The organism is Rahnella inusitata, assembly GCF_965118895.1.
GTDB classification, from domain to species: Bacteria; Pseudomonadota; Gammaproteobacteria; order Enterobacterales; family Enterobacteriaceae; genus Rahnella; species Rahnella inusitata_A.
The window spans coordinates 440,988-465,550 of sequence record NZ_CBCPJJ010000008.1 but is presented as its reverse complement, the minus strand read 5'-3'; the positions used below and the strand labels follow the sequence as shown (position 1 = coordinate 465,550).

Below are 24,563 nucleotides of genomic sequence, written 5' to 3'. Positions count from 1 at the left end.
ACTATGACCCAAATGATCCCTGAACAAACCACGCAGGTTGAGGCCGAAACTGAGACCCGCGTCTGGAAGCCTGCGCGACGTATTACCGCCCTGACCATCGGCACGGTGCTGGTGGCGATTCTGGTACTGACCGCGCTGCTGGCACCCTGGCTGGCGCCGTTTGACCCAAACATTCAGCACATCGAAATGCGCCTGCTGCCGCCTTCACAGGCGCACTGGCTGGGGACTGACGGCTTTGGCCGCGATCTGTTTTCCCGTGTGGTCTATGGTGCGCGTCCGACGCTGCTGCTGGTGTCGCTGATTCTGATCCTGACCATTCCGGTCGGTATGCTGATCGGCATCAGCGCGGGATATATTGGCGGCTGGTATGAACGTATTGTGATGCGTCTGACGGATATCGTGATGTCATTGCCGAGTCTGGTGATGGCGCTGGCGTTAGTTGCCATCCTCGGTCCCGGCCTGATGAACGGCGCACTGGCGCTGGCTTTCACCAGCTGGCCGCCGTTTGCGCGTCAGGCACGGGCGGAAACACTGGCGCTGCGTCGCAGTGACTATCTGGCGGCGGCGCGGATGCAGGGCATCGGCGGTTTTCGCCTGATGTTCGGCCACATTCTGCCGCTGTGCCTGCCAAGCGCTGTAGTCCGTGCGGCGCTCAGCCTCGGTGGCATCATTCTGGCGTCTGCCGGTCTGGGCTTCCTCGGCATGGGCATTCAGCCACCGACCGCCGAATGGGGCTCGATGGTTGCCGAGGGCAGTAAAGTGATTTTCGATCAGTGGTGGGTCGCCGCCGCACCAGGCGGAGCGATTCTGTTCGCCAGCCTGGCTTTCAACCTGCTGGGCGATGGCCTGCGTGACAAAATGGATCCACGACATGGCAACTGATGCGCAATCTCTCCATCAACAGCAGAACCATCAAAAAACGCTGCAAACTGACCGGCTGATTGCCAAAGACCTGACCATCTATCTGCCGGGCGACCGCCCGCTGGAGCTGGTGAAGTCGCTGTCACTCAATGTGGGACAGGAACGCGTGGCACTGGTGGGGGAATCTGGTTCAGGTAAATCGCTGACCGCCCGCGCCCTGATGGGACTTCTGCCACCCCCTTGCCAGATGCGCGCGACGCAACTGACGCTGGGCGATAATGATCTGACGACCCTGAAAGAGCGCGAGTGGAGCCGTCTGCGCGGTAACCGTGTCTCCATGGTGATGCAGGATCCGAAACACGCGCTGAATCCAACGCAGAAAATCGGCAAGCAGGTGGAAGAACCACTGCGCCTGCACACGCGCCTCGGGCGCAAAGAGCGTCAGGAAAAAGTGACAGACATGCTTAACGCCGTCGGTCTGCCAAATCCGGCGTTTTTGCAACAGCAATATCCGCATCAGTTGTCCGGTGGGATGGGGCAGCGCGTGATGCTGGCGATTGCGTTGATCAACGATCCGCAATGGCTGATTGCCGATGAACCCACGTCGGCGCTGGATTTCGACATGCGCGAACAGGTGCTGGGTTTAATCGAACGTCTGGTAGAACAGCGCAATATGGGGCTGATTCTGATCAGCCACGATTTGCAGCAGGTGGCACATTACTGCGAGCGCGTGCTGGTGATGTATAAAGGCGAACTGCTCGATGAACTTCCGGCAGATCAACTGGCGCACGCCACACATCCGTATACGCATACTCTCTGGTCTTGCCGCCCGAGTAAATTCACCCATGGCGAACGCCTGCCGGTGCTGGATCGTGAGCTTCTGGCTTCACTTAAAAAGGAGCCTCGCCATGAGTGAAGCTATCGCGCAACTGCATCAGCTCAGTGTGTCGCACCGCATGGGGCATGAAGTCCGCACCGTGGTACATAACGTCAATCTGACCATTAACAAGGGCGAATGCTTCGGGTTGGTCGGGCCGTCGGGCTGCGGGAAATCATCGCTTCTATGGGTGCTGGCCGGTCTTAACGGGCAGTGGGAAGGCGGCCTGAAGTTGCTCGGTCACGATGTTAACCCCGGCAAACCGTTCACCGGTAGCCTGCGCCGTGACGTGCAGATGGTGTTTCAGGATCCGTATGCGTCACTGCACCCGAAACACAAGCTGCTGCGCACCCTGGCGGAGCCGCTGAAAATCATCAAAGAGCAGGATATTGAACAGAAAATTGCCGAAGGTTTCCGGCAGGTCGGGCTTGATCCGGCGCTGATGAACCGTTATCCGCACCAGCTTTCCGGCGGGCAGCGTCAGCGCGTGGCGATCGTCCGCGCGCTGCTGCTCAAGCCAAAGCTGTTGTTGCTCGATGAGCCGACTTCTGCGCTGGATATGTCAGTGCAGGCAGAAATCCTCAATCTGCTCAACGACCTGAAAGCGGGTGGTGACCTGACTATGCTGCTGGTGAGCCATGACGCGGATGTGATTGATCACATGTGCGACAGGGCAGTGCATATGGCGAAGGGGTATGTGTTGAGCTAAACGCGGGTGGGGTTTGCCTTTAGCTCCTCCCCTGCGAAGGGGGAGGTTGGATCGGGGTATTGCTGACGACTCCGCAGATAAAACCAACACCCCATCCCGGCCTTCCCCTCGCAAGAGGGCAAGAAGCGATCGCGGCAACTCACCCTTTATTCCTTAATCTATTTTATTAAAATACAAAGCTTTATTTCATTGTTCTGGCCTTGGCGCTGCACCTCTACACTTGGAAAAACTGGCTTTTCACCTGTGGAGATCGACCTCAATGAAAGTACGTGTTCCTTCCCTGTTATTTCTGCTCATGATGGCGGTAACCCGCGTGGATGCGGCGACGTCGGCGGATACGCTGGTGGTGGCCGGTTCGCTTGAAGGGATTATCAGCCTGGATCCGGCGGAAAGTTTTGAAACCGTCAGTTCCGGAAATCTGGTCAACCTCTATCAGCAACTGGTGCAATCGAATCGTCAACACCCTGATCAGCTCGATCCAGATGCCGCCGCCAGCTGGCAGCCGGGGCCGGACGGGCATAGCCTGATCTTCACGTTAAAAAGCGGACAGAAATTTGCCAGCGGCAATCCTCTCACCGCCGACGATGTGATTTATTCGTTTACCCGCGTGGTGAAACTCAATAAAAGCCCGTCGTTTATTCTGGGTGAACTGGGCTGGACGCCGGAAAACGTCGACGGCAATCTGAAAAAACTGAGCGACGATAAAGTTCAGCTCAGCTGGCCAGCAGACATCGGCAGCGGTCTGGTGCTGAGCATTCTGTCTGCACCGGTGGCGGGAATTGTTGACAGCAAATTACTGAAAGAAAACGTCAATCAGGATGATTTCGGCAACAGCTGGCTGCGTTCACGTTCGGCGGGCAGCGGCGCGTTTGAAGTGCGTAACTATGTGCCGCATGAAGCACTGATTTTCAAACGTAACCCGAATGCTAAACCGCTGGCGAAGCTGGAAAACGTGCTGTTTAAAAACGTCGGCGATCCGTCCACCCGTCGTCTGCTGGTGCTTAATGGCGATGCAGATGTGGCCTACGATTTAGGTGCCGATCAGTTCAGCTCGCTGCAAAAAGAGAAGGGCGTACACGTTGCCCAGTTCCCGGCAGCCAAGGTGTTCTATCTGGCATTTAATGTCGGCGACAAAACCCAACCCGCGCTGGCGAATCCTGCACTGTGGGAAGCGGCGCGCTGGCTGGTGGATTATCAGGGGATTTCGACCGAACTGCTGAAAGGGCAGTACGGCATTCATCAGACGTTCCTGCCGGACGGTCTGGCGGGGGCGATTGACGATCAGCCATTCAAATATGACGTGAAGAAAGCGAAGGAAATTCTCAGTAAAGGCGGTATCGCGCCGGGTACGAAGATCGATTTGATTGTTATTAATCAGCCACCGTATTCCGATATTGCACAGGCACTTCAGGCCAGCTTTGCGAAAGCGGATATTAACTTAGTGGTGCATCCGCTGGTGGAAAGCGACGTACTGACCCGTATGCGCGCACATAAATTCCAGTCGATCTTCACCTACTGGGGCGCGGATTATCTTGATCCCAATACCAACGCCAGCACCTTTGCGTATAACGTGCCCGACGGACCGAAAACTCTGGCGCAGCGCATCCAGTGGGTGATCCCGGAGATCAGCATACGGACGCGTGCGGCAGCGGCTGAGTCCGATCCGACAAAACGTAAAGCACTCTATGCAGACTTACAGCGCGAGTTGCAACGCAGTTCACCGTTTGTGGTGGCGCTTCAGAGTAAATTGCTGGTGGCGATTCGGGATAACGTGAAGGGCGCAAGCCAGAACGTGGCGGGTAGCCAGCTGTATCTCGATTCGATTACCAAAGAGTAATTTTGACAGTAATGCACGCATCACCCATGTGGCACTCTTTATCAGCGCTGAATTTTTCCCCCGTTGCACTCTGGCAGGGATATTGTTGAGAAAATGTCGATAAAGAGTGCAACAAGCAAAACTGTGATATTGCAGCTTGTAGCCAAAGCACTGAGAAATAACGGGTTTAAGGAACCGCAGTGAGTTGGCATATAAGCTGCATTATTTATTCCACAGGGTTTCACCCCACGGAAGGCTGATCAAAGTTATCAAAAAGGCGTCCGTTAGCGTTCAGGAAAACTGAGCGCTAACTGGACGCTTTTTTTTGTGCCTGCGGGCGGGCCAGAGAACTTCCGCTAAAATCACAGCATATCTATGAAAGGAATATTTCGAATGCGGACACTCTCGGGTTGGCAAAAAGGGGGCGCGCTGTGTTTCACACTGGGCGGATTACAGTATTTGCTGGCGGAGAAAATCAGCGCACTGGCGTGGCATGAGCCTGATTATTCTTATCGTCAGAACTACATCAGCGATTTAGGGATTGCATCCTGCGGGCCAACTGCGGATGGCCGCGCTATCTGTTCGCCGCTGCATATGCTGATGAACAGCGGTTTCGCGATTGAAGGACTTTTGTTCTTTATCGCCTGCGTGTTATTACGCCGGGTTTTTAATGAACAGGGGCAATCGCTGTTTCTGCTGTTTGGCCTGCTGCACGGGATGGGCGGCGTGATGATTGCGTTGTTCCACAGCGGTGGGGGGACTGGCGGGGTAACATTGCATCAGACCGGTGCGGTGATGGCGATAGGCGGCGGGAACCTGTGCCTGCTGTCGATTGCCTGGATGAAGCGTAACAGCGCCGGATGGCGTGGATTTTCGTGGCTTAGCCTGATGCTGGGCGTCGTCGGGCTGGTCAGCATGTTCATGATATCGCTGGACGTTTTGCCGGTGGGCATGATTGAAAGGATGTCGGTGTACACCATTACAGGCTGGCAGGTTGTGACGGGTTTCTGGCTGTTTATGAAAATTCAGGAATAAAAAAGCGCCCGCAGGCGCTTAGTCATAAAAATTGCTGAATCAGCGGCCGAACAAATCGCGGCGTTTTGGTTTCACGAACTGAGCCAGCAGAACCAGCACACCGATCACCATGAAGACGCTGAACACCACGACCAGCCACTGCGGCATGCCGAGGGACAGGAATTCCCACTGCTTCTCTGCGCAATCACCGGTAGCCACAAACATCCCCGGGAACCATTTATCCAGCGGCAGCCAGGTCGGGAAACGTGCGGCGAAATCGCAGGTCGCAAACGGAGAGGGATGAAGCTGGATCATGGTATGTTCCCATGACAGGCGGATCCCTTCGTAAGCGCTGTATAGCCAGATCAAAATACCGGCGTAACGCAACCAGGTCGATGGCGCGATCGCCCCCACCAGCCCTGCACCCAAAATACCCAGCAAGGCACAACGCTCATAAATGCACATTACGCATGGCTTAAGTAACATCACGTGTTGAAAATACAACGCAACCAGCTCAAGGATTAACGCAGTCAGTGCCATCAGAAGCCAGGCACCGCGTCCCTGTGAGCAGCGGTTAAGATATTGCAACATAGAAATTTTTCCCTGCAGTTAGCTACTGAGACGCAGTGTAAACCAATTGGACTGTGCTGCCAGCCTGTACAAATGAAATTTAAGTAAATATTTTCTTAAATCGGATAATTCGACTTTAAATTAGGAAATTTTCTAAAAGGCATCTCCAGCAGAAAATTTCCTCGGGTGTTAATCCTGCTATTCAGGGAAGGGCGATCCATCCCATATCCATATACCACTGAGTCATATCCGGCAGGAGAAACTGTACGCACAGCAGGCCGACCAGCGTCATCACCACGGTGTACGGCAGCGCCATCCACACCATCCGTCCATAGGAAAGACGGATCAGCGGCGCAAGCGCGGAGGTCAACAGGAACAGGAAGGCGGCCTGACCATTAGGGGTCGCGACCGAGGGCAAATTGGTACCGGTGTTGATCGCTACCGCCAGCAATTCAAACTGTTTGAGATCGATAGCGCCACTTTGCAGTGCTGCCTTAGCTTCGTTGATGTACACCGTCCCGACGAAAACGTTATCAGAAACCGCAGACAGCAATCCGTTGAATAAATAGAACAGCGACAGCTGATGCGAAGGCGCTGACTGAAGCACAAAGTGAATAATCGGGCTGAACAGGTGCTGTTCGATAATCACCGCCACGACGGCAAAGAACACGGTCAGCAAGGCAGTAAACGGCAGAGATTCCTGGAAAGCTTTACCAATAGCGTGCTCATCAGTTACACCGCAGAACGCCGTCGCAAAGATGATCACCGAAAGGCCAATCAGACCCACTTCAGCCAGATGTAACGCCAGCGCAACAATCAGCCACACGCCGATAACGGCCTGCACCGCCAGTTTGATGCGCTCCTGCCTTGTGCTGTTTTGACTGTTTTTCTGATCGAACTTTTTCAGTACTTCAAACACCGGCTGCGGCAGCTGTGCACCGTAGCCAAACCAGCGAAAACGCTCAACCAGCACACATACCAGAAAACCACATATAAAGACCGGCACGGTGACTGGCGACATACGGATGAAGAAGTCTGCGAACTGCCATCCGGCGCTTTTAGCGATGATAAGATTCTGCGGTTCTCCCACCATGGTCATCACGCCGCCCAGCGCCGTGCCGACGCCGGCGTGCATCATCAGGCTGCGCAGGAAGGCGCGGAACTGCTCGAGGATCGCCTGATGCTGCTGATTGCCGGTAAATGAGCTGTCATCGTTGATATCAGTGTCATCGTCACGGTTCGATGCCACGTTGTGGTAAATCGAATAGAAACCCACGGAGACGCTGATCACGACGGCAATGACCGTCAGTGCATCGAGGAAAGCCGAGAGAAATGCTGCGGCGAAGCAAAAAGCCAGCGAGAGAGCGATCTTATTACGCAGATTTAACAGAAGCTTGGTGAAAACGTACAGCAGCAACTGCTTCATGAAGTAGATACCGGCCACCATGAAAATCAGCAGCAGGATCACTTCCAGATTGGCGGAAATCTCCTCGCGGATACGCTCCGCGCTGGTCATGCCCATCATCACGGCTTCAATGGCCAGCAAACCACCCGGCTGTAGCGGGTAGCATTTCAGCGCCATGCCCAGCGTGAAAATGAATTCCACCACCAGCATCCAGCCTGCCAGAAAAGGGCTGACCAGAAAGAATACCAGCGGATTTATGACCAGAAACGCCAGAATGGTGATTTTGTACCAGTTGGGCGATTGCCCCAGAAAGTTTTTTACAAATGCGCGCGTGAACGTAGTTTCCATATTTCCCAAAGACTCCTGTTATTATCTTTTATATTTCAATTTGTTAAACGTATGAAGTTAATCTCATTATTGCCGTTACCAGATTATTGACCGCATTAAGTTGTTCATAAATTTGAAATTATGCCAACCCCGGCACAGTTTCAACATTAGCCTGCCTGCGTGCCCTGTAACACGGGATTTTCATCTGGTATGATGAGCGTAACTTTATCCCCAATAAATGCCCCAAACGGAACGACAAACACATGGTTATTAAGGCACAAAGTCCTGCCGGTTTTGCCGAAGAGTATATCATCGAAAGCATCTGGAACAGTCGGTTCCCGCCCGGTTCAATTCTACCGGCTGAAAGAGAACTTTCAGAACTCATTGGGGTAACCCGTACTACCTTACGTGAAGTATTACAGCGCCTTTCCCGCGACGGCTGGTTGACCATTCAGCACGGTAAACCGACGAAAGTGAACAACTTTTGGGAAACCTCCGGTTTAAATATTTTGGAAACGCTGGCTCGCCTTGATCACGACAGCGTACCGCAGCTGATCGACAATCTGCTTTCCGTACGTACTAATATCGCGACGATTTTCATCCGCAAAGCGATGCGTACCAATCCGGATGAAACGCAGAAAGTGCTCGCGACGGCCACTGAGGTGGAAGATAACGCTGAAGCCTTTATGCTGCTCGATTACGATATTTTCCGTGGTCTGGCTTTTGCCTCCGGCAACCCAATTTATGGGTTGATTATCAATGGCCTGCGCGGGTTGTATCAGCGCGTCGGGCGTTATTACTTCTCTAATCCGGAAGCCCGCAAACTGGCGATCGCGTTCTACAAAAAATTGTCAGATATCTGCCACGAAAAAAGTTATGAGCAGATTGTCGATTGTGTCCGCAATTATGGCCGTCAGAGCGGTGAGATTTGGCACAGCATGCAGGGCACCATGCCCGGTGATCTGACCGATCAGAAGAAATAAATCAGAGTGTGGAAATAAGGAAAGGGCGCTGAGCGCCCTTTTTTAATGATTATAATCCAGGGAATTACAAAGGTGCAGGGCGCGGCGGGCAGCGTTCCAGCAGTTCGACACTGCCGTCTTCATTGAGTTGCTCGATAAATACATCGAAGCCCCACAGACGGTGAACGTGCTTCATCACTTCCCGGCGGCTTTTATCCAACGGCGCGCGATCCTGCGGAATGTAGCGCAGCGTCAGTGAACGGTCACCGCGTAAATCTACGTTCCACACCTGAATGTTTGGTTCGTGATTGCTCAGATTGTACTGCGCCGACAGTTCCTGACGGATTGCCCGATAGCCTTCTTCATTGTGGATCGCGGCAATTTCCAGATAGTTATTGTGGTCGTCATCGAGCACGGTAAACAGGCGGAAATCGCGCATCACTTTCGGCGACAGGAACTGGCTGATGAAACTCTCATCTTTGAAATCACGCATCGCAAAATGCAGCGTGGTCAGCCAGTCCGAACCGGCGATGTCCGGGAACCAATAGTGATCTTCCTCGGTAGGTTCCTGACAGATACGCTTGATGTCCTGGAACATCGCAAAGCCCAGTGCATAGGGGTTGATTCCGCTGTAATACGGGCTGTTGTAAGGCGGCTGGAACACCACATTGGTGTGGCTGTGCAGGAATTCCAGAATAAAGCGGTCGGACACTTTCCCTTCGTCATACAGATGATTGAGGATGGTGTAGTGCCAGAACGTGGCCCAGCCTTCATTCATCACCTGGGTCTGTTTTTGCGGATAGAAATACTGGCTGATCTTACGCACGATGCGCAAAATCTCGCGCTGCCAGGGTTCCAGCAGCGGCGCATTTTTTTCCATGAAGTACAGCAGGTTTTCCTGCGGCTCGGAAGGGAAGCGGCGTGCCTGCTCGGGCGCATCGATGGCGTCTTTACGCGGCAAGGTTTTCCACAGCGTGTTCACCTGACTTTGCAGATATTCTTCACGGCTTTTCTGCCGCGCCAGCTCTTCCTGTAAAGAGATTTTCTGCGGACGTTTATAGCGATCGACGCCGTAATTCATCAGCGCATGGCAGGAATCGAGCAGCCGTTCCACTTCGTCAGTGCCGTAACGCTCCTCGCACTCGCTGATATAGCGTTTGGCGAACAACAGGTAATCGACAATCGAACTGGCGTCGGTCCAGCTTTTAAACAGGTAGTTATTTTTAAAGAAAGAGTTATGCCCGTAGCAGGCATGGGCCATCACCAGCGCCTGCATCGTGATGGTATTTTCTTCCATCAGATAGGCGATACACGGATTGGAGTTGATGACGATTTCATACGCCAGGCCTTGCTGGCCGTGTTTGTAGAGTTGTTCGGTTTCGATGAATTTCTTGCCGAACGACCAGTGCGTGTAGTTGATGGGCATACCGATACTGGAGTAGGCATCCATCATCTGTTCGGAGGTGATGATTTCGATTTGATGAGGATAAGTGTCCAGCCGGTAAGACTTCGCCACCCGGTCGATCTCTGTGAGATAGGTTTGCAACAAATCAAACGTCCAGTCCGGTCCATCGCTAAGACGTTTGTCCTCAGTATTTTTCTTTTGGGTCACTGTCGTCATAAGCCGCACCCTCATTCAGTTATGGACGCTACAGAGTGTTTGATTCACAACCTTTTCTTAAGATTTCGCACGTCCAGTAGTAATCGTAGCTCAATCTGATTTTGCTGCCTGATAAAGACCAGAAATCCGTTCCTGTCTCAATCTATATCCTCACGCCTGCGTGCTGTCAATTGCGCAGAGGCCGTAACAAAAAAGCCCTGCAACGCAGGGCCGGAGGCTTTCTGAAAAGAGCAGGGAATTTAGCTACGGATAAAGGCCAGCAGGTCTTGGTTAATTTCATCTTTATGCGTACTGCATAAGCCATGCGATGCGCCCGGATAGACTTTTTCCGTCCCATGAGGCAACAGTTTTAACGCCGCTTTACTGGAAGATACCGGCGGTACAATCTGATCGTCATCTCCATAAATCACCAGCGTCGGGAGGGTCATTTTCTTCAGGTCTTCACGCTGGTCGGTTTCAGAGAAGGCTTTCACGCAGTCATACAATGATTTGATCGACCCCTGCATGCCTTGCAGCCAGAAACTCTCTTTCAGGCCTTCAGACACTTTCGCTCCCGGTCGGTTGAAACCGTAGAACGCTTCCGGCAGATCGCGGAAGAACTGTGAACGGTCGTTCTTCACGCCGTCGCGAATGCCGTCAAATACCGAGAGTGGCAGGCCGTCCGGGTTGAAGTCGGTTTTGATCATAACCGGCGGCACCGCGCCAATCAGCACCGCTTTGGCGACGCGCGAGGTGCCGTGGCGGCCAATATAGCGGGCGACTTCGCCGCCGCCGGTAGAGTGCCCGACGTGAATCGCGTCCTTCAGATCAAGATGGGCAGTCAGTTCAGCCAGATCATCACCGTATTGGTCCATATTATTGCCGTCCCACGGTTGCGAGGAGCGGCCATGCCCGCGGCGGTCAGCAGCGATTACACGATAACCGTTGTTGGCCAGAAACAGCATCTGGTCTTCGAAGGCGTCCGACGTCAGTGGCCAGCCGTGGCTGAACACCACCGGCTGACCACTTCCCCAATCTTTATAAAACAGGTGCGTACCATCTTTAAGCTTCAGAAAGTTTGAATTATTCACACATCGTCCTCTTATGGCGGGATGGAAAGTGGTTAAACGGTAACCGGTAAAAGTGTAGGTGAATTTTTGAGTCATTGAGTGAAGTGTGATGCAGGTGGCATTTTTAAGGGGTTTATAAACGCCCGCAGACAGGATCTGCACAGTTTCTTCGAATGATGAGGGAATGTTACTGCGGCTTACGTTTGCAGTGATATGTTCCGCAAAATGGTTTGTATACAAGAATAAATGCCCATTATGAAACGCAACCTGACGACCATAAAGCCTGGTGACAGCAATGATGTCATTGCTATCAAAAAACCATAAATTTCTCTGTGCACAGGGATAATGTTGCGCGATATCGTTATTTATTTGTCCCTATTGAAAAAAAACCGGCAATGAACGATAAATAATTGTGAAATAACTCACGGTTATTAACGCCTGTGTTGGCGATTTTTGGCAGTCAGGTTAATTTCCTGTCATCAGAATATTATGCTTTGTTTGGGCGTGGAGTGGAGTCGATATGCGCGTAGTGATTTTAGGCAGTGGTGTGGTCGGTGTCGCCAGTGCATGGTATCTGGCCAAAGCGGGTCATCAGGTGACGGTTATCGATCGTCAGTCGGGCCCGGCTGAAGAAACCAGCGCGGGCAATGCGGGTCAGATCTCACCGGGCTACGCAGCACCCTGGGCGGCTCCCGGCGTTCCGGTCAAAGCGATTAAATGGATGTTTCAGAAACACGCACCGCTGGCCATCCGCCTCGACGGCACGCAGTTCCAGCTCAAATGGATGTGGCAGATGCTACGCAACTGCGACATGAACCATTATCAGACAAATAAAGGCCGCATGGTGCGTCTGGCGGAATACAGCCGTGATTGTATGAAAGCCTTGCGTGAAGATACCGGCATTCAGTACGAAGGGCGTCAGGGCGGCACGTTGCAGCTGTTCCGTACCGCGCAGCAGTTTGAGAGCGCCGCGAAGGATATCGCCGTGCTGGAAGACGCCGGTGTGCCGTATCAGCTGCTGGAGTCCAGCCAGCTGGCGACCGCCGAACCGGCGCTGGCGCAGGTCGCGCACAAACTGACCGGCGGCCTGCGTTTGCCGAATGATGAAACCGGCGACTGTCAGATGTTTACCCGCAAGCTGGCCGAAATGGCCCGGCAGGCGGGCGTGGTGTTCGAATTCAACCGCACGGTAGACAAGCTGCTGGTGGAAAACGGTGAGATCACAGGCGTCCGGTGTGGTGATGAAGTGAAGAAAGCGGATGCCTACGTGGTGGCGTTCGGTTCTTATTCCACCGCACTGCTGGCCGAACTGGTATCGATTCCGGTATATCCGCTGAAAGGTTACTCGCTGACTATTCCTATTACCGATCCGGCTTCTGCGCCGGTATCTACCGTACTCGATGAAACTTATAAAATAGCCATTACCCGCTTTGACGATCGCATTCGCGTGGGCGGCATGGCGGAAATCGTCGGCTTTAATCTTAAGCTGGCGCAGGCGCGTCGTGAAACGCTGGAGATGGTGGTGAGAGATCTTTATCCGAACGGCGGTAACGTGGAGCAGGCGACTTTCTGGACCGGCTTGCGCCCGATGACGCCGGACGGCACGCCGATCGTTGGCCGTACCCGTATCAAAAATCTGTTCCTCAATACCGGCCACGGCACGCTGGGCTGGACGATGGCCTGCGGTTCCGGGCAACTGCTGGCCGACATTATGTCCGGCGTGACTCCGGCGATCCCGTCCGACGATCTGTCGGTAGAGCGCTACAGCCCCGGTTTTATCGCTCATCCGTCAGGCCCGCATAAAATGCATCCGGTGGGCTGAAGTCGCTGTTAATTCCCGCCTGTGCCGCACGGTGCAGGCGCCACTTTATATACTGCCGGAGCTGGTATGCCTCGCCCGATTTCTGCCACGTTATCTCTCTCTGCGTTATCGCATAATCTGGACGTTATCCGCCGTTTTGCACCGAACAGCAAGGTCTGGGCGGTGGTGAAAGCCAATGGCTACGGCCACGGTATTTCGCGTATCTGGCAAAGTTTGTCCGGGGCGGACGGTTTTGCCCTGCTTGATTTTAAAGAAGCAATATTGCTACGTGACGCTGGCTGGCAGGGTCCTGTCCTGCTGCTGGAAGGTTTTTTCAGCGCCGAAGACTTAACGGCGGTTGATCGCTATCGGCTGACCACATCCGTACACAGTGACTGGCAAGTTGACGCGCTGGCTGAAGCTCAGCTCAGCCAGCCGGTGAATATCTATCTGAAAGTGAACAGCGGGATGAACCGTCTGGGTTTTGCCCCTGATCGCATCAAAGAAGTCTGGCAACAGCTGCGTGCGTTACAACAGGTGGGTGAAATCACCCTGATGAGCCACTTTGCCACCGCCGACAGCGCGGAAGGCGTGGATGCCCAGATGGCGGTGATTATGCGTGCGGGAGAGGGTATCAGCGGCCCGCGCTCTCTGGCGAACTCTGCCGCGACTTTGTGGCATCCACATACGCACCACGACTGGGTGAGGCCGGGCATTATTCTTTATGGCGCGTCGCCGAGCGGGCAGTGGCAGGACATTGCCAGTACCGACCTGCAACCGGTGATGACGCTCAGCAGTGAGCTTATCGGCATTCAGCATCTGAACCCGGGCGACCGCGTGGGCTATGGCGCGCGCTATACGGCATTGCAGCCTCAGCGCATCGGCGTGGTGGCGTGCGGTTATGCGGACGGGTATCCGCGCCATGCACCGTCCGGTACGCCGGTGTGGGTGGATGGCGTACGGACGGTGACGGTCGGGACGGTATCAATGGACATGCTGGCGGTAGACTTAACGCCGTGCCCGCAGGCGCAGATTGGAACGCCGGTTGAACTGTGGGGAAAAAATTTGCCGGTGGATGATGTGGCGGCGGCGTGCGGTACGCTGGGGTATGAGCTGCTGACTGCGCTCGCGCCCCGCGTACCGGTAACTACGGTGTAGAAATCTTACTTCTCAAGACGGGTCAGACGGCCCGTTGATTTTTTACTGGCGCGACGCGCCAGCATCGCCAGACATCCCCCCGCCAGCATCACCAGTGCCACGCTCAGCTTCGGCTGTAACGGCAGCGCCATCGCGATAAATCCGAGTAAAGCACCCCCTGCCATTTGCACCGAACCAACCAGCGCAGAGGCGACGCCTGCTTCACTGGAGAACGGCTCAAGCGCATAGCTGGTCGCGGGACCCATCAGAAACGCCAGGCCGGCACAGGCACTGGCGACAGGCAGCATGTACAACCAGGTTGCGGTTTGATCCGCCGGGGGGACCAGCGTGATCCCCGCAATTAATCCGGCACAGCCGATGAACATCAAAATGCCGCCCGTTTTTAAACATACCGGACGTCCCACTTTACGGATAATGCGGTTGGCAACAAAACTCACCGCCATGATCCAGAAGCCATTTGCGCCGAAGACGATGGAAAACTCCAGCGGCGTGAGTCCTGCGACATTCATCAGCACCGTCGGTGCCAGAGAGACATAGGTCAGCGCCATACCCATCGCACCGGCATTCACCAGCGCAAAAGTGATGAAGCGAGAGTCCGACAAAATACGGGCGTACTGACGAAACGGCAGACCGGTATTGGTTTGAGTATCCGCCGGGCGGGTTTCAGGCAGTTTGAATATGACCAGCAACAGAATCGCCACGGTATAACCGCTGAGTGCCCAGAACGGCGCACGCCAGCCGTAGTATTGGGCGATAAGGCCGCCGATCAGCGGCGCAAGTGCCGGAATGATATTGAGCGTGCCGTTAAGAAAACCGTAGGCGCGGGCGGCATCATTACCGCTCATGCGATCGCGCACGCCGCTGAAAATCACTACCGACGTACAGCACACCGCCAGCCCCTGAACCACGCGAGAAAGCAGGAACATCCAGGGCGCAACGGACGTGGCGGCAATGATTGCACCCGCCAGGTACACCACCACGCCGATAATGGCGATCGGGCGTCGACCGAATTTATCCACCAGGGGGCCGGCCACCAGCTGTCCCAGCCCCATCACCAGAATGAATAAGGAAATCGAGGACTGGATCACCGCCTCTGAGCTGTTAAGGCCGAGGGCGATCGCCGGGATGGCGGGCAGGTATAAATCAATACCCAGCGGGCCAAGCAATACCATGCTCAGCAACAGAAAAAGGAATTTTTGCATTGAAAACATCACTGTCAGTCATCCGAAAGGACGCTAAGGGTAATGATTTAGTTAATGAATGGGAAGGTACTTGTGACAATCAGGCGAGCAAAGGATGTGAACCAGCGTGGACAAGAACACGGACACTCAGTGAGTGTCCGAAAAGTCATTGTTCCGGAAGCGTTATTTTTTCTTCCAGAAATCGTCAAACACCGTGACCGGCGGCTGGCGTTTATGCTCCGTGCGCAGATACCAACCTTCGATAATTTTCGCGGACGCCTCGTCGATAGTCTTGCCTTCGAGATAATCATCGATCAGTTCGTAGGTCACGCCCAGCGCTACTTCATCTGGCAAGGCAGGGCGGTTTTCTTCTAAATCCGCCGTCGGCGCTTTGGTATATAAATGCTCCGGGCAACCGAGCTCTTTCAGCAAGGCTTTTCCCTGACGTTTGTTCAGACGGAAAATCGGGTTGATGTCCGTGCCGCCGTCGCCGTACTTGGTGAAGAACCCGGTGACCGCTTCCGCTGCATGATCGGTTCCGACCACCACACCTTTTTTCATGCCGGCGATGCTGTACTGCGCTTTCATGCGCTCGCGGGCTTTCTCGTTACCCTTGATGAAATCGCTCAGTTCTATACCAATTTCACGCAGTGTCGCTTCACTCGCCAGTACGGCATTTTTGATATTAACGGTCAGAACCTGATCCGGCTGGATAAAGGTAATCGCGTCCTGGCAATCGGATTCATCGGCCTGCACGCCATAGGGCAGGCGCACCGCGATGAACTGATAGCTTTCGTCAGCAGTTTGCGCACGTAATTCACTAATTGCCGTTTGGCAAAGTTTGCCGGTAAGAGTAGAATCCTGCCCGCCGCTGATGCCGAGTACCAGAGATTTAATAAAGGGATGGGCCAGCAGATAACTTTTGAGAAAATCGACGCTGACACGCACTTCCTGCGCGGCATCGATTTGCGGTTTAACGTGCAGAGCCTGAATAATCTCTTGTTGTAAAGCCATTGACCACTCCTCCTGAAGGCTGCCTTCGAGGAACCCGAGGCAAAAATAAGATGTTATCAGAACAAAACTACCCCGCATCGCTCAAAAGGACAAGATTGCGCAGCGCGTTCGGCGGAAATCTGTTCGCTGCCGGACCGTGGTTTCTCTGGCGAAGCCTGTCGGGGAACGGGTCATCAGGCCAGATGACGTCTCACCACGACGCTTTCATTACGATCCGGCGTTGAAATTAAAAATCAACGTCATAAACCGTAATGATTGCGTTTTTTTATTGCAGGAAGTTTTGCAAAAAATATCAGTGGTTAGGAACTGTCTAAAAAGGTCGCTTTATTAAGATCTCGTGGCCTGAGTGCGTTATATTTGTTGCGGTAAAAATTTGTATGTATGTGCCATCGAAACGGAGTTGCCAGGCTTGATTAACGGATCCTAATTAATGGCATTAATCGTGTAGTTCAATATCGTTATTTGCCTTAAGTCTTATTGGGGAAGCAAAATGTTTTTTCGGGTTGTACGTCATTTACCAGTGTGTGCCGTAGTCTGCGGTGCCTCGCTGTTCAGTATCTCAAGCCTTGCAGACACCACCATTTTCACCGCGTTGGATGACCCTGCTCAGGCCAAAAAGCCTTTCGTGGGCAATGTTCAGGCGGGTTACAGTGCACAAACCGGTAATACCAGCAACTCCACGCTGAATGCCGATACCACGATGACCTGGTTTGATACCAACACGGCTTATAGCCTGTGGGGTTCTGCGCGTAACACGTCCTCTTCCGGTGTACGTTCATCCGAGAAGTATCAGGCCGGTGCCCGTACCCGTTACAACATGGATAATGCAAACTATCTGTTTGGTCAGGCTAGCTGGCTGAGTGACCGTTACAACGGTTACCGCGCGCGCGATGTGGCCACTGTTGGTTACGGTCGTCAGATCTGGAGCGGTCCGGTTCATACACTGAATCTGGAAGCTGGTCCGGGTGTTCGTCACGATGAATTCCAGGCAGGCGGTAACACCACGCGTGCGCTGGCTTATGGCTCAGGTACTTACGGTTATCAGATTAGCGATACCGCGAAATTCACTCAGGGCGTTTCCGTGTTAGCGAATGATGAAACCACGCTGAACTCAGAAACCGCGCTGACCGTTGCGATCAACAGCCACTTCTCTTTGAAAGTCGCTTACGACGTTACGTACAACACCAAACCACCCGCCAGTGCGCCGGATAAAACCGATACCGTCACTTCTGTGAACCTGGTTTACGGCATGTAATTTCTCGTTAAGAGAATGGCAACGCGCTGTAAGAAATAAAAAAGCCGGCAGATGAATTTGCCGGCTTTTTATTTATCTCAATCTCACCCATTTTCAGTTTGCTTGTGAAAAAGCTCCCTGAACACCGGATAAATATCTTCCTGTTCACGAATGTGTTGCATAGCAAAATTACCGAACTTCTGCTGTAACACTTCGTATTCACGCCACAGTGTCTGGTGGGCGCGGCGGGTGATTTCGATATAACTGTAATAGCGTACCATCGGCAAGATCTTCTGCGCCAACAGCTGGTGGCAGAGAGGGGAGTCGTCAGCCCAGTTGTCGCCATCGGAGGCCTGCGCAGCGTAAATATTCCACTGCGCCGGGTCGTAACGTTCCTGAATGACTTCATCCATCAACTTCAGTGCGCTTGAGACGATGGTGCCGCCGGTTTCCTGCGAGTAGAAGAACTCCTGTTCGTCCACTTCTTTGGCTTGTGTATGGTGACGGATGTAGACCACATCAACATTTTTGTACGTCCGGCTCAGGAACAAATAGAGCAGAATATAAAAACGTTTGGCCATGTCCTTGGTTGCCTGATCCATCGAACCTGACACATCCATGAGACAGAACATTACCGCCTGGCTTGAAGGCTCGGCGCGACGTTCATAGTTGCGATAACGTAAATCAAAGGTATCGATGAACGGCGTTTTGGCGATTTTCGCCCGCAGCTCGGCGATCTCTTTGCGCAGCCGTTCTTCTTCCAGTAATTGCGCCGGTTCGCTGATTTCAACTTCAGAAAGCGTTGATTCCAGCTCTCGCAGCTCTCGTTTTTTACCCGCGGTCATCGCCGTCCGGCGTGCCAGCGAATTTTGCAAAGAGCGCACCACACTGATATTGGCCGGTACACCATTAGAAGTGTAGCCGGAGCGGTGAGTTTTGAATTCGGTCAGCTGTTTATGCTGATTTTTTTTCAGGTTAGGCAGCGCCAGATCCTCAAACAGCAGATCGAGATATTCGTCCTTGGAGATCTGGAAGGAGAACTCATCCTCGCCTTCACCGTCCTGACTGGCATCGCCCTGACCACTGCCGCCGCCACCGCCCCCTTGCGGTCGTTCGATGCGGTCATTCTGCACAAAGTGGTCATTGCCGGGGTGAACACGGTGGCGTAAGCCACCGCGACCCTGATGGAACATGGGTTCATTGATATCCGAATTGGGAATCGAGACGGACTCCCCGCTATCGACGTCGGTAACCGAACGCTTGTTGATGGCCTCGGCAATCGACTGTTTGATTTGCGACTTATAGCGGCGCAAAAATCGCTGGCGGTTCACCGCGCTTTTATTTTTGCCATTAAGTCGACGGTCAATAAAATACGTCATATTTCCCCCAAACGGCGTTGCCAACGATCCCCTGTTACGAGGATTTTCTCACGCGCAGATACCATTCACACAGCAGGCGAACCTGTTTGCGTGTATATCCTTTCTCCATCATTCTGTCGACAAAATCATCATGTTTCTTCTGTTCATCGGTCGACGTCTTGGCGTTAAACGAGATAACCGGCAGTAATTCTTCGGTATTGGAGAACATTTTTTTCTCAATAACCGTGCGCAGTTTTTCGTAACTGGTCCAGTTGGGGTTACGGCCGCTGTTGTTGGCGCGGGCTCGCAGCACGAAGTTGACGATTTCGTTTCGGAAATCTTTTGGATTGCTGATCCCGGCAGGTTTTTCGATTTTTTCCAGCTCGGCATTCAGCGATTCACGGTCGAACAGCTGGCCGGTGTCCGGATCACGATACTCCTGATCCTGGATCCAAAAATCAGCGTACGTGACATAACGGTCGAAAATGTTTTGTCCGTATTCTGAATAAGATTCCAGATAAGCGGTCTGGATCTCTTTGCCGATAAATTCAGCGTATTTCGGGATCAGATAGCCTTTCAGGTGCTCGAGATATTTTTCAGCGATGTCCTGTGGGAACTGCTCGCGCTCGATCTGCTGTTCCAGCACATAGAACAGATGAACCGGGTTGGCGGCGACTTCCACATGGTCGAAGTTGAACACGCGGGACAAAATCTTGAATGCAAAACGCGTCGAGAGCCCGTTCATGCCTTCATCCACGCCCGCATAATCGCGGTATTCCTGATAGGACTTGGCTTTAGGGTCGGTATCTTTCAGGCTTTCACCATCGTATACCCGCATTTTGGAATAGCTGCTGGAGTTCTCAGGCGTTTTCAGACGCGAGAGAATCGAGAAGCGGGCCAGTGTTTCCAGCGTTCCCGGTGCGCAAGGGGCATGGGAAAGCTCACTGTTGCTGAGCAGTTTGTCGTAGATTTTCATCTCTTCCGACACGCGCAGGCAGTAAGGCACTTTCACGATGTACACGCGGTCGAGGAAGGCTTCATTGTTTTTGTTGTTACGGAACGTCACCCACTCAGATTCGTTGGAGTGAGCCAGAATAATGCCATTGAACGGCAGGGCGGAGATCCCTTCAGTACCGTTATAGTTACCTTCCTGCGTGGCGGTCAGTAACGGGTGCAGCACTTTGATAGGCGCTTTGAACATCTCAACGAATTCCATCACACCCTGGTTTGCGCGGCAGAGTGCGCCGGAATAACCGTAGGCATCAGGATCGTTTTGCGCGTGGTTTTCCAGTTTACGGATATCCACTTTCCCGACCAGCGCGGAAATATCCTGATTGTTCTCATCACCCGGCTCGGTTTTAGCGATAGCGATTTGTTCGAGAATCGACGGCCAGACTTTCACGACTTTGAATTTCGTGATGTCGCCGCCAAACTCATGCAAGCGTTTCGCGGCCCACGGCGACATAATGGTGCCGAGGTAACGCGGAGGAATGTTGTATTCTTTTTCAAGAATGTGCGCATCTTCCTGCGGATTAAACAGGCAGAGCGGATGGTCGTTTACCGGGCTGCGGTCGCCGTTGGCACTCAGCACATAAATCGGTACACGTTGCATCAGGGATTTAAGCCGTTCGGCCAGTGACGATTTACCTCCACCCACCGGGCCGAGTAAATAAAGGATTTGTTTCTTTTCTTCCAGGCCCTGCGCGGCATGTTTCAGGTAGGAAACAATCTGCTCGATAGCCTCTTCCATACCGTAAAATTCTTCAAATGCAGGGTAGCGTGCAACAACACGGTTCGAGAATAAACGCGACATGCGTGGTTCAAGCGCGGTATCTACCATCACTGGTTCACCGATTGCCATCAACAGACGTTCCGCCGCATTGACATATGCACTGCGATCTTGCCGAGCAATGGTAAGAAATTCCTGCAGTGTGAACTCTTCGTCCTTGGCAGCCTCATAGCGCTGGCGATAGTGATCAAATATGTTCATACGATGCCCGTCCTTCGTTATTTTACCCTTTGTTCAGAGCGTCAGTGACGACGTCAAAACGTGGATAAAGCACAGGTAATTGAGAGCGTAAATCTACTTTTACACAATCGCTCCCGGAAGAAAGATCCCACCTGAATACAGCAACCCTTATGCCAACTTGCAGACCCCCTTTGATACCGACAGTTGCGACTGACTGAAAACTGTCTTAAATCGGTGGAGCGGGCAACCGGTTCAGGCTAAGTCTTTCATCTATTTATAAGCGTAGTTTGGCATTACAAAAATTTCCTCTCTGCTTCTGGCGTTTTTTAAGTCATATCAATGACTCACTTCTCACAAACGGTTGGAAAAGCCTTACAGGACGTACCCTCCGGCCAGAAAGTGTTTTCTTTAGTCATTTTTATTTCATATTTTGCAGATAAATTATGCGATCGCACCGGTTTTACCGACGATGCCTGTGTAAAGGAATCCTAAAAACTGTAAATGCTAAGCGCAACGTTTACTCTTCATTTACACTGACCAAGATTTTTTACTTAATGGAATTAAGACAATGAAAACTCCAGGCCTTAAAACACTGTCCATCGTTGGCGCAGCAGTACTTTTCAGTCAGGCAGCTGTAGCGGGTACTTGGTCCCTCGGGGCTTCTGCATTAGGCATCGTCAACCCGTACCGAGGTTATGACAACAAAATTTATCCAGTCCCGCTTGTCTCTTACGAGGGTGATGATTTTTATTTCAAATCACTGACTGCAGGTTACTACCTGTGGAAAGACGACAAAAATAAGTTCAGTTTGACTGCAACCTACATTCCATTTGTTTTCGATCCTGATGATTCTGATGATCATCAGATGAAAAATCTGAACAAACGTCGTGGCACCCTGATGAGTGGTCTGGCGTACTCACACAACGAAGACTGGGGTACGCTGCGTGCGACTTTTAGTGGCGATGTGCTCAATAACAGCAACGGTCTGGTCGCGGACGCCGCTTACCTTTATCCGATCCATCAGGATAACTGGGCACTGATTCCGGGCTTCGGTGTAATGTGGAACAGCAGCAATCAGAATGACTACTACTACGGTGTGAGCAAAGATGAATCTCGCCGCAGCGGCATGAGCAGCTATTCTGCTGATGACAGCTTCAACCCTTATGCGGAACTTTCTGCGCGCTACAACTTTACTAAAGACTGGCAGGCATTCTTCACTGGTCGCTATATACGTTTAGCGGATGAAGTGAAAGACAGCCCGATGGTGGATAAATCTTATACCGCCGTGGTTTGGACCGGTGTGACTTACACGTTCTAACAGGCAGGCACAGAGTGGGTGCATAAAATGCACAATAATGGGGCGTCTCGCCCCATTTGCACATCTGCAGGGCGGTGAGAAATATGCGGGAAGGGGGAAAGCCGTTTGACGCACCCCGATGGGTCGATCCGATTACATTTACCGCCGCAAAGATAATTAAAGGGGCCAAAAGGCCCCAAAAGGCCCCAAAAGGCCCCTTTGTCATGTCTGCATGATGCAAACTGATTGGTATACGCGTTTACTACTTACGCAGTGAGAACGTCACAGCCAGACACGCAGGTGCAGCATGCGAAGACGTATGTGTATGGGAAACTTGTGCGGTTTCTACACAGACCATAGTCTTATAGCCGTCATCCGGCATATCGGCCATGCTGACAGACAGTTGCGCGCCAGGGTTCCACGCCACCACGTCTGCATTATTCTCATGGGCTATCACCAGCGTACGTTTAAGCACTGGATCGATGATTTCGCTGGTCGCCTGCGGCTGGGTGTAAATGCGGTCAGTCTGACCGGAGAAGGTCAGATCTCCAGTTTCCTGCTTGGCTTTCGCGCCGTCGACTTTATCGATGAAGCTGCCGCCCAGGCCTTTAATGCTGACATCTGCGATATCTCCGATGTTGAAATAAGTGTGCAGGGCGCTGTTCGCCTCGAAGTCACCGGTGGATTTCAGTTCAATATGGCAGGTTTCACCCAACGTAAACCGTGCGGTCAGCGTGAAATCATGTGGCCAGAGTGCCAGTGTTTCTTCTGAACTTTTCAGCGTCAGCGTTAATACCACGCCCTGATCGTTTTCTTTGTGATCGGTCAGTTCCCACGGCATGTTACGTGCGAAACCATGCGAAGGTTTACCGGCAGGGCCAAACCACGGCCAGCAAATTGGGATACCGCCACGGATTGCCACGCCTTCTTTGAAGGCGCTGGCGCTGCTCATCCATAAAACAGGTTCCTCGCCTTCAGGCTGCCATGTCAACAGATGCGCGCCCTGTAAGGCAACGGCTGCACGAACTTTAGGATGAGAAACCACAATCACCGGGAGTTCATCTTTTTGACGCTGGCTGATGGTGGTTGAGATTTGGTTTACAACGGGTAGGGAAAAGAGTTGCTCGATCATTATCTGGTGTCCTGTTGATATTATATCGGGTAGATAAATAATTACGATGATAAGAACCAAGACTACAGATGAACCAAAGCTTTAAGATTGATCGCACTCATGTGCCTGATAAAAAAGTGCATCTGACAGAAAGCAAAAGGGCGACTCGCGTCGCCCTTTAATCAGTTCATCAACATTGCCAATTACTTGGAAACGTGAGAAATCAGATCCAATACTTTGTTAGAGTAGCCAGTTTCGTTGTCGTACCAGGAAACCAGTTTCACAAAGTTGTCGTTCAGAGCGATACCTGCTTTAGCATCAAATACTGAAGTCAGTTTTTCGCCGTTGAAGTCGGTAGATACGATGTCGTCTTCGGTGTAACCCAGAACGCCTTTCAGATCGCCTGCTTCAGAAGCTGCTTTGATTACTGCGCAGATTTCTTTGTAGGTTGCTGGTTTTTCCAGACGTGCAGTCAGGTCAACAACGGAAACGTTAGGGGTAGGAACGCGGAACGCCATACCAGTCAGTTTACCGTTCAGAGCTGGGATTACTTTACCCACTGCTTTAGCAGCACCGGTAGAAGAAGGGATGATGTTCTGGGATGCGCCGCGGCCGCCGCGCCAGTCTTTGTGAGACGGGCCATCGACAGTTTTCTGAGTAGCGGTAGTTGCATGAACAGTGGTCATCAGCGCTTCAACGATACCGAAGTTGTCGTTGATCACTTTTGCCAGTGGTGCCAGGCAGTTAGTGGTGCAAGAAGCGTTAGAAACGATTTCCTGGCCAGCGTATTCTTTATGGTTCACGCCCATAACGAACATAGGGGTGTCATCTTTAGATGGACCAGTCAGAACAACTTTCTTAGCGCCAGCAGTGATGTGCTTACGTGCAGTCGCGTCGTCCAGGAACAGGCCAGTTGCTTCAGCAACAACATCAACGTTAACTTCATTCCATTTCAGGTTAGCTGGATCACGCTCAGCGGTAACACGGATGGTTTTGCCGTTAACAACCAGGTGACCGTCTTTCACTTCTACGGTACCGTTGAAACGACCATGAGTTGAGTCGTACTTCAGCATGTATGCCATGTATTCTGCGTCTAACAGATCGTTGATTGCTACGATCTCGATGTCAGAACGTTCTTGAGCAGCACGGAAAACAATGCGACCGATACGGCCAAAACCGTTGATACCTACTTTGATAGTCATATATTCCACCAGCTATTTTTTTAGTGA

General features: G+C 52.4%; 20 protein-coding genes. 10 read left to right on the top strand and 10 right to left on the bottom strand.

The genetic code is table 11. From position 1 onward, the window contains the following. Window positions 1-3 precede the first annotated feature (3 nt). From ACMHLI_RS07930 to ACMHLI_RS07910, 5 genes are all read left to right on the top strand, one after another. A complete protein-coding gene (locus tag ACMHLI_RS07930; protein WP_413528985.1) occupies window positions 4-882 on the top strand; it encodes an ABC transporter permease in 879 nt (292 codons plus the stop codon). Continuing rightward, window positions 872-1,777, top strand: coding sequence for an ABC transporter ATP-binding protein (locus ACMHLI_RS07925; RefSeq protein WP_413528984.1), 906 nt, complete (start codon window positions 872-874; stop codon window positions 1,775-1,777). The genes ACMHLI_RS07930 and ACMHLI_RS07925 overlap by 11 nt, the downstream gene beginning before the upstream one ends. After that, the gene (locus tag ACMHLI_RS07920) at window positions 1,770-2,447 is read left to right on the top strand and encodes an ABC transporter ATP-binding protein (protein ID WP_413528983.1); all 678 of its coding nucleotides are present in this window, start codon (window positions 1,770-1,772) and stop codon (window positions 2,445-2,447) included. Before ACMHLI_RS07925 ends, ACMHLI_RS07920 begins: the two co-directional genes overlap by 8 nt. Before the next feature lie 259 nt (window positions 2,448-2,706). Beyond that, window positions 2,707-4,284 (top strand): ABC transporter substrate-binding protein, encoded by a 1,578-nt coding sequence (locus tag ACMHLI_RS07915; protein ID WP_413528982.1) that lies wholly within the window; start codon window positions 2,707-2,709, stop codon window positions 4,282-4,284. Between the two features lie 372 nt (window positions 4,285-4,656). Beyond that, window positions 4,657-5,298, top strand: coding sequence for a DUF998 domain-containing protein (locus ACMHLI_RS07910; protein WP_413528981.1), 642 nt, complete (start codon window positions 4,657-4,659; stop codon window positions 5,296-5,298). A gap of 39 nt (window positions 5,299-5,337) precedes the next feature. Here the strand turns inward: ACMHLI_RS07910 and dsbB are convergent, their stop codons facing one another. Both dsbB and nhaB read right to left on the bottom strand, forming a co-directional pair. Then, on the bottom strand, window positions 5,338-5,868 hold the full coding sequence (gene dsbB / locus ACMHLI_RS07905; protein WP_413528980.1) for a disulfide bond formation protein DsbB: 531 nt from the start codon (window positions 5,866-5,868) through the stop codon (window positions 5,338-5,340). 181 nt (window positions 5,869-6,049) lie between these two features. Further along, window positions 6,050-7,600 carry a sodium/proton antiporter NhaB gene (gene nhaB / locus ACMHLI_RS07900; protein WP_413528979.1) on the bottom strand — a complete coding sequence of 517 codons (1,551 nt, stop codon included), beginning with the start codon at window positions 7,598-7,600 and terminating at the stop codon, window positions 6,050-6,052. A 242-nt stretch (window positions 7,601-7,842) separates the two neighbouring features. Here nhaB and fadR point away from each other — a divergent pair, with 242 nt between their 5' ends. Further along, complete coding sequence (gene fadR, locus ACMHLI_RS07895) at window positions 7,843-8,562, top strand: fatty acid metabolism transcriptional regulator FadR (RefSeq protein WP_413528978.1); 720 nt, start codon at window positions 7,843-7,845, stop codon at window positions 8,560-8,562. Window positions 8,563-8,626: 64 nt separating this feature from the next. Here fadR and ACMHLI_RS07890 read toward each other — a convergent pair whose 3' ends face one another. Both ACMHLI_RS07890 and ACMHLI_RS07885 read right to left on the bottom strand, forming a co-directional pair. After that, a complete protein-coding gene (locus ACMHLI_RS07890) occupies window positions 8,627-10,162 on the bottom strand; it encodes a SpoVR family protein (RefSeq protein WP_413528977.1) in 1,536 nt (511 codons plus the stop codon). 239 nt (window positions 10,163-10,401) lie between these two features. Beyond that, window positions 10,402-11,232, bottom strand: a complete 831-nt coding sequence (locus tag ACMHLI_RS07885) for an alpha/beta fold hydrolase (RefSeq protein WP_413528976.1) — start codon at window positions 11,230-11,232, stop codon at window positions 10,402-10,404. Between the two features lie 499 nt (window positions 11,233-11,731). On the opposite strand from ACMHLI_RS07885, the gene ACMHLI_RS07880 reads away from it, so the two are divergent. Further along, entirely contained in the window at window positions 11,732-13,033 is a 1,302-nt protein-coding gene (locus ACMHLI_RS07880) for a D-amino acid dehydrogenase (protein WP_413528975.1), read from the top strand. A 66-nt stretch (window positions 13,034-13,099) separates the two neighbouring features. Further along, window positions 13,100-14,170: a catabolic alanine racemase DadX gene (dadX, locus tag ACMHLI_RS07875; RefSeq protein ID WP_413528974.1), complete on the top strand. Its 1,071-nt coding sequence runs from the start codon at window positions 13,100-13,102 to the stop codon at window positions 14,168-14,170. Window positions 14,171-14,175: 5 nt separating this feature from the next. Here the strand turns inward: dadX and ACMHLI_RS07870 are convergent, their stop codons facing one another. Together ACMHLI_RS07870 and nadE are read right to left on the bottom strand one after the other, a co-directional pair. Next, window positions 14,176-15,372, bottom strand: a complete 1,197-nt coding sequence (locus ACMHLI_RS07870; RefSeq protein WP_413528973.1) for a multidrug effflux MFS transporter — start codon at window positions 15,370-15,372, stop codon at window positions 14,176-14,178. Window positions 15,373-15,534: 162 nt separating this feature from the next. Next, window positions 15,535-16,365 carry an ammonia-dependent NAD(+) synthetase gene (gene nadE / locus ACMHLI_RS07865; protein WP_413528972.1) on the bottom strand — a complete coding sequence of 277 codons (831 nt, stop codon included), beginning with the start codon at window positions 16,363-16,365 and terminating at the stop codon, window positions 15,535-15,537. Window positions 16,366-16,855: 490 nt separating this feature from the next. Here nadE and ACMHLI_RS07860 point away from each other — a divergent pair, with 490 nt between their 5' ends. Further along, window positions 16,856-17,620: a YdiY family protein gene (locus tag ACMHLI_RS07860; protein ID WP_413528971.1), complete on the top strand. Its 765-nt coding sequence runs from the start codon at window positions 16,856-16,858 to the stop codon at window positions 17,618-17,620. 83 nt (window positions 17,621-17,703) lie between these two features. Here the strand turns inward: ACMHLI_RS07860 and ACMHLI_RS07855 are convergent, their stop codons facing one another. Both ACMHLI_RS07855 and yeaG read right to left on the bottom strand, forming a co-directional pair. Then, window positions 17,704-18,978 (bottom strand): YeaH/YhbH family protein, encoded by a 1,275-nt coding sequence (locus tag ACMHLI_RS07855; RefSeq protein WP_413528970.1) that lies wholly within the window; start codon window positions 18,976-18,978, stop codon window positions 17,704-17,706. Between the two features lie 34 nt (window positions 18,979-19,012). Then, window positions 19,013-20,947, bottom strand: coding sequence for a protein kinase YeaG (yeaG, locus tag ACMHLI_RS07850; protein ID WP_413528969.1), 1,935 nt, complete (start codon window positions 20,945-20,947; stop codon window positions 19,013-19,015). A 547-nt stretch (window positions 20,948-21,494) separates the two neighbouring features. On the opposite strand from yeaG, the gene ACMHLI_RS07845 reads away from it, so the two are divergent. Next, window positions 21,495-22,244, top strand: a complete 750-nt coding sequence (locus ACMHLI_RS07845) for a MipA/OmpV family protein (RefSeq protein ID WP_413528968.1) — start codon at window positions 21,495-21,497, stop codon at window positions 22,242-22,244. A gap of 241 nt (window positions 22,245-22,485) precedes the next feature. Here the strand turns inward: ACMHLI_RS07845 and ACMHLI_RS07840 are convergent, their stop codons facing one another. Further along, entirely contained in the window at window positions 22,486-23,355 is an 870-nt protein-coding gene (locus tag ACMHLI_RS07840; protein ID WP_413528967.1) for a D-hexose-6-phosphate mutarotase, read from the bottom strand. Window positions 23,356-23,537: 182 nt separating this feature from the next. After that, the gene (gapA, locus tag ACMHLI_RS07835) at window positions 23,538-24,536 is read right to left on the bottom strand and encodes a glyceraldehyde-3-phosphate dehydrogenase (RefSeq protein ID WP_413528966.1); all 999 of its coding nucleotides are present in this window, start codon (window positions 24,534-24,536) and stop codon (window positions 23,538-23,540) included. Between the last annotated feature and the right edge of the window lie 27 nt (window positions 24,537-24,563).

Bases quoted from the DNA above. Each gene is read 5' to 3' on its own strand.
- ACMHLI_RS07930 (WP_413528985.1), top strand. From the start codon at position 4: ATGACCCAAATGATCCCTGAACAAACCACGCAGGTTGAGGCCGAAACT.
- ACMHLI_RS07925 (WP_413528984.1), top strand. From the start codon at position 872: ATGGCAACTGATGCGCAATCTCTCCATCAACAGCAGAACCATCAAAAA.
- ACMHLI_RS07920 (WP_413528983.1), top strand. From the start codon at position 1,770: ATGAGTGAAGCTATCGCGCAACTGCATCAGCTCAGTGTGTCGCACCGC.
- ACMHLI_RS07915 (WP_413528982.1), top strand. From the start codon at position 2,707: ATGAAAGTACGTGTTCCTTCCCTGTTATTTCTGCTCATGATGGCGGTA.
- ACMHLI_RS07910 (WP_413528981.1), top strand. From the start codon at position 4,657: ATGCGGACACTCTCGGGTTGGCAAAAAGGGGGCGCGCTGTGTTTCACA.
- dsbB (WP_413528980.1), bottom strand. From the start codon at position 5,868: ATGTTGCAATATCTTAACCGCTGCTCACAGGGACGCGGTGCCTGGCTT.
- nhaB (WP_413528979.1), bottom strand. From the start codon at position 7,600: ATGGAAACTACGTTCACGCGCGCATTTGTAAAAAACTTTCTGGGGCAA.
- fadR (WP_413528978.1), top strand. From the start codon at position 7,843: ATGGTTATTAAGGCACAAAGTCCTGCCGGTTTTGCCGAAGAGTATATC.
- ACMHLI_RS07890 (WP_413528977.1), bottom strand. From the start codon at position 10,162: ATGACGACAGTGACCCAAAAGAAAAATACTGAGGACAAACGTCTTAGC.
- ACMHLI_RS07880 (WP_413528975.1), top strand. From the start codon at position 11,732: ATGCGCGTAGTGATTTTAGGCAGTGGTGTGGTCGGTGTCGCCAGTGCA.
- dadX (WP_413528974.1), top strand. From the start codon at position 13,100: ATGCCTCGCCCGATTTCTGCCACGTTATCTCTCTCTGCGTTATCGCAT.
- ACMHLI_RS07870 (WP_413528973.1), bottom strand. From the start codon at position 15,372: ATGCAAAAATTCCTTTTTCTGTTGCTGAGCATGGTATTGCTTGGCCCG.
- nadE (WP_413528972.1), bottom strand. From the start codon at position 16,365: ATGGCTTTACAACAAGAGATTATTCAGGCTCTGCACGTTAAACCGCAA.
- ACMHLI_RS07860 (WP_413528971.1), top strand. From the start codon at position 16,856: ATGTTTTTTCGGGTTGTACGTCATTTACCAGTGTGTGCCGTAGTCTGC.
- ACMHLI_RS07855 (WP_413528970.1), bottom strand. From the start codon at position 18,978: ATGACGTATTTTATTGACCGTCGACTTAATGGCAAAAATAAAAGCGCG.
- yeaG (WP_413528969.1), bottom strand. From the start codon at position 20,947: ATGAACATATTTGATCACTATCGCCAGCGCTATGAGGCTGCCAAGGAC.
- ACMHLI_RS07845 (WP_413528968.1), top strand. From the start codon at position 21,495: ATGAAAACTCCAGGCCTTAAAACACTGTCCATCGTTGGCGCAGCAGTA.
- ACMHLI_RS07840 (WP_413528967.1), bottom strand. From the start codon at position 23,355: ATGATCGAGCAACTCTTTTCCCTACCCGTTGTAAACCAAATCTCAACC.
- gapA (WP_413528966.1), bottom strand. From the start codon at position 24,536: ATGACTATCAAAGTAGGTATCAACGGTTTTGGCCGTATCGGTCGCATT.